The sequence below is a fragment of the Verminephrobacter aporrectodeae subsp. tuberculatae At4 genome, assembly GCF_000193225.1.
Lineage (GTDB): Bacteria > Pseudomonadota > Gammaproteobacteria > Burkholderiales > Burkholderiaceae_C > Acidovorax > Acidovorax aporrectodeae.
Window position 1 is genome coordinate 1 of the sequence record NZ_AFAL01000080.1, and the last position, 6,158, is coordinate 6,158.

Here is a 6,158-nt window from a genome sequence, read left to right on the forward strand (position 1 = left end):
TCTCGCACCACAAATGCGCCGGGCGCGCGAACTGGGGCCGCACGCGGGAGACGCTGGCGCTGATCGAGGCGCTCGCGCAGCGCCAGAGGATCGCGCTCGACGCCTACCCCTACGTGGCCGGATCCACCCTGCTGCGCGAGGACCTGGTGGACGGCGTCATCGACGTGCTGCTCACCTGGTCCGACCCGCACCCCGGGATGGCGGGCCGCCTGCTCTCCGACATCGCGCGCGCATGGGGCTGCACCGAGCAGCAGGCCTGCCTGCGGCTCCAGCCCGGCGGCGCCTGCTATTTCCAGATGCACGAAGAAGACGTGGAGCGCGTCATCGCGCACCCGCTGAGCATGATCGGCAGCGACGGCCTGCCGCACGACCGCCACCCGCACCCGCGCCTGTGGGGCACGTTCCCGCGCGTGTTCGCGCGCTACTGGCGCGAGCGCCGCCTGTTCACGCTGGAGCAGGCGGTGCACAAAATGACCGGGATGACGGCGCGCAATCTGCGCATCGCCGGGCGCGGGTTGCTGCGCGCGGGCGCCATGGCCGACGTGGTGGTGTTCGACCCCGCAAGCATCGCCGACACCGCCACCTACGAGCAGCCGCGCGGCCTGAGCCGGGGAATCGACCAGGTGTTCGTCAACGGCGTGCTGACCTACCGCGGCGGCGACTCCGCCGGGGTGCGCGCACGCGCGGGCCGCATGCTCGTGCGCGGGGCCTGAGCCGCGCGTGCCCACACCCGGCTGCTGGTGGGGCCGGTGATTCTGATGAAATGGGGCCCCGTAGCCCCCACCCCAAGCGCCCGAAGCGCGCCCCGAATGAACATCCAGCTCCTGTCCGACCTGCACCTCGAGGTGCAGCCGCACTTCGTTCCGGAACCGACCCCGGACGCCAGCGTGCTGGTGCTCGCGGGCGACATCGGCTCGTACCAGCCCGGATCGCAGCTCGGCGACGACGACTTTGGCCTGGCCCGTTTCTCGCCGCTGCCGCAGTACGCGGGCTGGCCCACGCCAGTGCTTTTCGTCCCCGGCAACCACGAATACGACGCCCTGGACTTCGACGCCGCGCACCAGCGGCTGCGGTGCACCTGCGAGCGCCTGGGGATTACCTGGCTGGAGCGCGAGAGCGTGCTGCTGCAGGGCGTGCGCTTCGTCGGCACCACCCTCTGGAGCGACTTCGACGCGCTCGCCGGCGGCGCAGGCCCGAACGACCCCGGGCTGCGGCTGAAGCTGCGCGACAAGGCCTTTCGCGCAGCCAACTTCTATTTGCGCAGGACCGGGGGGACGCGCGCCGGGGTGCCGTTTCTCGCCGAACCCATGCGCGCGCAGGCGCTGGCCTGCCAGCAATGGCTCGAGGCCGCGCTGCAGGTACCGTTCGCAGGGCCGACCGTCGTGGTCACGCACTTTGCCCCCAGCCTGCGCAGCGCCGACCCGCGCTATGGGCTGGTTCCCGCAACCGCGGGCTTTTGCAACGCGCTCGACGCGCTGCTCGCGCGGGCCCGGCTGTGGCTGCACGGGCACCTGCACGCGCCCAGCGACTACTGGGTCCAGGGCACGCGCAGCGATGGTTCCGCCTGGCAATGCCGTGTGGTCGCCAACCCCCTGGGCTACGCGCGCAAGGGCGAGCAGACGGCGTTCCAGCCGCGCGGCTCGATCGCCGTATGATCGGCGCGCGGCGGGCATGGCTCGCTGCGCACAGAAAAAAACCTGACCCAGGTCAAGAAGCCAGGCGCCCGCGCAGCGTAGTCTGCGCCATCCCTTCCCGGAGAGAACACCATGAACATCCTGCTCGCCGTCGATGGCAGCGCCTATACCAAGAAAATGCTGGCCTATCTGAGCACGCACGAGGACCTGCTCGGCAACAGCCACGCGTACACCCTGCTCACGGTGCAGCCCCCGCTGCCCGCACGGGCACGCGCCGCCTTGGGCAAGGAGGTCGTGGACGCCTACTACGAGGAAGAGGCCGAAGCGATCCTCGCTCCGGTGTGCAAGTTTCTCGCACGCCATGGCATCGAGGCCAAGCGCTGCGTCAAGGTGGGCGCGATTGGCGAGACCATTGCCAAGGTGGCCGACACCGGCCGCTTCGACCTGCTGGTCATGGGCTCGCACGGCCATGGCGCCCTTGCCACGCTGGTGCTCGGCGCGGTCACCACGCGGGTGCTGGCGCACAGCAAGATTCCCGTGCTGCTCGTGCGCTGACGGACCGGGCCCGGGTCCGGTCCGTTCAGGTGGACAGCGACCGGGTTGCGGCGCGCATGAGCGCACGCGACAGGGTGTCGAGCAGTTCCGATTCCAGGTTCCAGCAATGCCAGTACAACTGGATCGGCAGCGACCTGCCGGGCGCCAGGTCCACCATGCTGCCGTTTGCGATCGGGTCGCGCGCCAGCAACTCGGGCACCACGCCCACGGCCCAGCCTGCGGCCACGGCGCGCATCTGCGCCTCCGACCCCGGAACGAACAGGTGCTTGAGCGCCACGCGGTGGAGCCCGAACGCGCGCGCGACGAATTCCGCGGCCATATCGTCCTTGCGGTTGAACGACAGGAACGACACCTCGCGAAAGTTATGCGGCGTCAGCCCCTGCGGCAGGTACTGCTGCGCGTAGTCCGTGGACGCCACGGCCACGTAGTGCATGGCCCCCAGGGGAAGCATCTTGCAGCCGCGCAGCGCCTGTTCGAGCGTGGTCACGCAGCCGAGCACCTGGCCCGAGCGCAGCCATTCCTGGGTGAAGTCCTGGTCGTCGACGATGATTTCCAGCGGCAGATGCTGGCGCACCAGGTCGTGCAGCGCGCCCATGGCCCAGGTGGCGATGCTGTCGGCGTTGATGGCGATCGAGATGCGCTCGTCCTCGCGCGTGCCGTCGGGCGTGTGCGGCGTCAGTTCCTGCAAGTCGCGCTCCAGGTCGGCGCGCAGCAGCCGCTGCTGCTGGGTGTGCTTGAGCAATAGCCGCCCGGCCGGCGTGGCCCGCAGCGGCCGGCTGCGCACGATGAGCACCGAGCCCACCTGCGCTTCGAGCGCGCGCAGGCGCTGCGACACGGCCGACTGGGTGACGTTCAGGCGCTGCGCAGCGCGCTCGAAACCGCCTTCTTCAACGATGGCGGCAAGGCATTCCAGGGCGACTGGATCGTAGGTGCTCATGGTCTGCGGGGCACGCCGGCCCGGTGGAGATAAGGGATTAGATGCGCTGATGTTTTTGGAACAAGTTTAATTTTGCTTTTGGCCGCGCGCAATCTCGCGCACACTGCCCCGCATGAACACCATTGTCTTAGGCGCCGGAATCATCGGCGTGAGCACGGCCTGGCACCTGCTCGAGCGCGGCCACCGGGTCACCATCGTCGAGCGCCAGCCCGACGCTGCGCTGGAGACCAGTTTCGCGAACGCAGCGCAGATCTCGGTGAGCTACTGCGAGCCCTGGGCGAACCGCGATGCGCCGCTCAAGGCCCTCAAATGGATGTTCGACAAGCAGGCCCCGCTGTTGCTGCGCCCGCAGTGGGACTGGCGGCAATGGCGCTGGGGCCTGCAGTTCCTCGCGCAGTGCAACGACGCGGCGTTCGAGCGCAACGTGGCGCAGATCGTCGCGCTCGGCGCGTACAGCCACGCCGCGCTGAAAGACTTGGTGCGCACCACGGGGATCGAATACAACCGGCTCGAACGCGGCATCGTCCACTTCTACACCGACCAGAAATCGTTCGACGCCGCGGGCCACGCGGCCGAGCTCATGCGCCGGCACGGCGTGCAGCGCCGCCTGATCAGCCGCGAGGAACTGCTGCAAATCGAGCCCGCGTTCAGGCCCTATGGCGCGCGCATCGTCGGCGGCACCTACACCGGCACCGACGAAAGCGGCGACGCCCGCGTCTTCACGCAAGAGCTCGCGCGCCGCTGCGCGGCGCGCGGCGCGCAGTTCCTGTACGGCCACGACGTGCTGCGGCTCAACCGGAGCGGCGACGCCATCGACTCCGTCGCCACCATGCCGCGCGAACCCGGCGCGGGCAGCAGCCTCGTGCTGCAGGCCGACGCCGTCGTCGTCGCCTGCGGCTCCTACAGCGCGCCGTTGCTGCGCGGCGTCGGCGTGGACCTGCCGATCTACCCCGGCAAGGGCTACAGCGCCACGTTCCCCCTGCTGCAACCCGACGCCGCGCCCCTGGTGTCGAGCATCGACGACAGCCGCAAGATCGCCATCAGCCGCCTGGGCAATACGCTGCGCGTGGCCGGAACCATCGAACTGGGCGGCTTCGACCTGTCGCTCGACGGCGCCGTGGCCAGGGCGCGCTGCCGCATGCTGTCGCAGCGCATCGAGGAAGTCCTGCCCGGCGTGTGCGACACGCGCGCGCCGGAGCAGGGCGGCAACCCGCAGCACTGGGCGGGCCTGCGCCCGGCCACGCCGACGAACATCCCGTTCATCGGCCAGACGCGCGTGCGCGGGCTGTGGGTGAACGCCGGCCATGGAACGCTGGGCTGGACGCATGGCGCGGGTTCGGGAAAGGCGCTGGCAGCGCTCATCAGCGGCGAGCAGCCGAGCATGAACTTCAGCTTTCTGGGCGCCGTGGCGGCCGCGCCGCGCAGCCCCGTGGTCGCGGCCTGAGCCGAGAGCCGGCGCCAGGCGGCGGACGGTAGCAGACACGGGCCGGGAGCGCTACGATCCCGGCCATGTCCACACCACACTGTCTGCAGCATCTCTTTCTCAGCACCTCCAGCCGCGCGCCGGGTCAGGTGGGCAACACCGAATGGCTGGCACGCCGGGCCGCCGACACCTTGCCCGCTGGCAGCACGCAAACCTGGCACCACTTGGCGCACATGGACCTGCCGCCCTTCATCGACCAGCGCCACACCACGGGGAGCTACCAGCCCCCCGAGGGGGACATGAGAACACTGCTCGACGCCACGCTGGCGGCTGAGCACATCGTGTTCGTCTCGCCCGTTTACTGGTACAGCATTCCCTCGCCGCTCAAGACCTATCTGGACCACTGGAGCGCCTGGATGCGGGTTCCGGGTCTGGCCTTCAAGGAGCCCATGGGTGCCAAGACCCTGTCGCTCATCACCACCAGCGGCGACCGCGCCCGGGCGCAGCCGATGATCGATTCCCTCATCCTGTGCGCCAAGTTCCTGGGCATGCGCTGGGGCGGCGCGCTGTGGGGGCAGGGCGGGCCACCCGGCGCGGTGCAGGCAGATGCGCGCGCCGTCGCTGAGGCAAACGACTTCTTCCAGGCAGCGGCGCGCTCCACGGACGCGCTACGGCCATGAATACCTGCCCCCTGCGCGCGCACCGCCCGTGAACCGATCTCTTCCACGCCCTGTGCTGGCGCTGCCCCCGAGTTTCTCGCGCCGCGAATTTCGCACGGCGCTGGGGATGTTTGCCACGGGCGTGACCATCGTCACCGCGCGCAACGCGGCGGGCGCTCTGGTGGGGCTCACGGCCAACTCCTTCAACTCGGTGTCGCTCGATCCGCCGCTGGTCCTGTGGAGCCTGTCGCATGGCGCGAGCAGCCTGTCCGCGTTTGCCAACGGCTCGCACTACGCCATCCACGTGCTCGCCGCAGACCAGAAGACCCTGGCCGAGCGTTTCGCCGCACGCGGAATCGACCGCTGGGACGGCCTGGAGCACCGCCCCGGAATCAGCGGCGCGCCCCTGCTGGTCGGCGCCGCAGCCACCTTCGAATGCTTCAACCGCAGCCGCTACCAGGAGGGAGACCACACCATCTTCGTGGGCGAGGTCGAGCGCTGCGAACACCGTGCAGGCGCATCGCCCCTGCTCTACCACGGGGGGCGCTTCTATACCGAGCACCCGCTGTGATGCGGCGGCCTGCCCGGGTGAACTCCTGGGCAGAGCCCGCGCGCGTTGATTACGCGTCCCGGGGTGCGCGCGCCGCTTCGCTGATCCACTCGGCGGCCCGCTCGGCCAGCATCAGCGTGGGCGCATTCGTGTTGCCGCTGGGGATGCTCGGCATGGCGCCCGCGTCCACCACGCGCAGCCCCGCGATTCCGCGCACGCGCAGCTGCGCGTCGAGCACCGCCATCGGATCGCCGGCGCGGCCCATCTTCGTGGTTCCCACGGGGTGGAAGATGGTGCTCGCGATATCGCCGGCCAGGCGCGCGAGATCCGCGTCGCTCTGGAACTGCGCTCCGGGCCTCCACTCCTGCGGCTGGTAGCGCGCCAGCGCGGGCTGGGCCAC

8 protein-coding genes are annotated in these 6,158 nt (G+C 70.1%); 6 read left to right on the forward strand and 2 right to left on the reverse strand.

Translation table 11 applies throughout. From position 1 onward, the window contains the following. The 3 genes from VTU_RS0103390 to VTU_RS0103400 form a co-directional block, all read left to right on the forward strand. On the forward strand, positions 1 to 713 hold a 713-nt coding region (locus VTU_RS0103390), incomplete at its 5' end, for an amidohydrolase family protein (RefSeq protein WP_010100770.1). Between the two features lie 96 nt (positions 714 to 809). Next, positions 810 to 1,655 (forward strand): metallophosphoesterase, encoded by an 846-nt coding sequence (locus VTU_RS0103395; protein WP_010100772.1) that lies wholly within the window; start codon positions 810 to 812, stop codon positions 1,653 to 1,655. Positions 1,656 to 1,766: 111 nt separating this feature from the next. After that, positions 1,767 to 2,189 (forward strand): universal stress protein, encoded by a 423-nt coding sequence (locus VTU_RS0103400; protein WP_010100774.1) that lies wholly within the window; start codon positions 1,767 to 1,769, stop codon positions 2,187 to 2,189. 25 nt (positions 2,190 to 2,214) lie between these two features. Here the strand turns inward: VTU_RS0103400 and VTU_RS0103405 are convergent, their stop codons facing one another. Further along, on the reverse strand, positions 2,215 to 3,126 hold the full coding sequence (locus VTU_RS0103405; RefSeq protein WP_010100776.1) for a LysR family transcriptional regulator ArgP: 912 nt from the start codon (positions 3,124 to 3,126) through the stop codon (positions 2,215 to 2,217). A 112-nt stretch (positions 3,127 to 3,238) separates the two neighbouring features. Here VTU_RS0103405 and VTU_RS0103410 point away from each other — a divergent pair, with 112 nt between their 5' ends. The 3 genes from VTU_RS0103410 to VTU_RS0103420 all read left to right on the forward strand — a co-directional run bounded on the left by VTU_RS0103410 (position 3,239) and on the right by VTU_RS0103420 (position 5,779). Beyond that, positions 3,239 to 4,570: a D-amino acid dehydrogenase gene (locus VTU_RS0103410; RefSeq protein ID WP_010100781.1), complete on the forward strand. Its 1,332-nt coding sequence runs from the start codon at positions 3,239 to 3,241 to the stop codon at positions 4,568 to 4,570. Between the two features lie 65 nt (positions 4,571 to 4,635). Next, complete coding sequence (locus VTU_RS25510; RefSeq protein WP_010100782.1) at positions 4,636 to 5,229, forward strand: flavodoxin family protein; 594 nt, start codon at positions 4,636 to 4,638, stop codon at positions 5,227 to 5,229. 28 nt (positions 5,230 to 5,257) lie between these two features. Continuing rightward, a complete protein-coding gene (locus tag VTU_RS0103420) occupies positions 5,258 to 5,779 on the forward strand; it encodes a flavin reductase family protein (protein ID WP_029554062.1) in 522 nt (173 codons plus the stop codon). A 49-nt stretch (positions 5,780 to 5,828) separates the two neighbouring features. Here VTU_RS0103420 and VTU_RS0103425 read toward each other — a convergent pair. Continuing rightward, a partial coding sequence (locus VTU_RS0103425; RefSeq protein ID WP_138927776.1) for a GMC oxidoreductase occupies positions 5,829 to 6,158 on the reverse strand: 330 nt, incomplete at its 5' end.

Coding starts and splice junctions, on each gene's coding strand:
- VTU_RS0103405 (WP_010100776.1), bottom strand. CDS start 3,126: ATGAGCACCTACGATCCAGTCGCCCTGGAATGCCTTGCCGCCATCGTT.
- VTU_RS25510 (WP_010100782.1), top strand. CDS start 4,636: ATGTCCACACCACACTGTCTGCAGCATCTCTTTCTCAGCACCTCCAGC.
- VTU_RS0103410 (WP_010100781.1), top strand. CDS start 3,239: ATGAACACCATTGTCTTAGGCGCCGGAATCATCGGCGTGAGCACGGCC.
- VTU_RS0103400 (WP_010100774.1), top strand. CDS start 1,767: ATGAACATCCTGCTCGCCGTCGATGGCAGCGCCTATACCAAGAAAATG.
- VTU_RS0103395 (WP_010100772.1), top strand. CDS start 810: ATGAACATCCAGCTCCTGTCCGACCTGCACCTCGAGGTGCAGCCGCAC.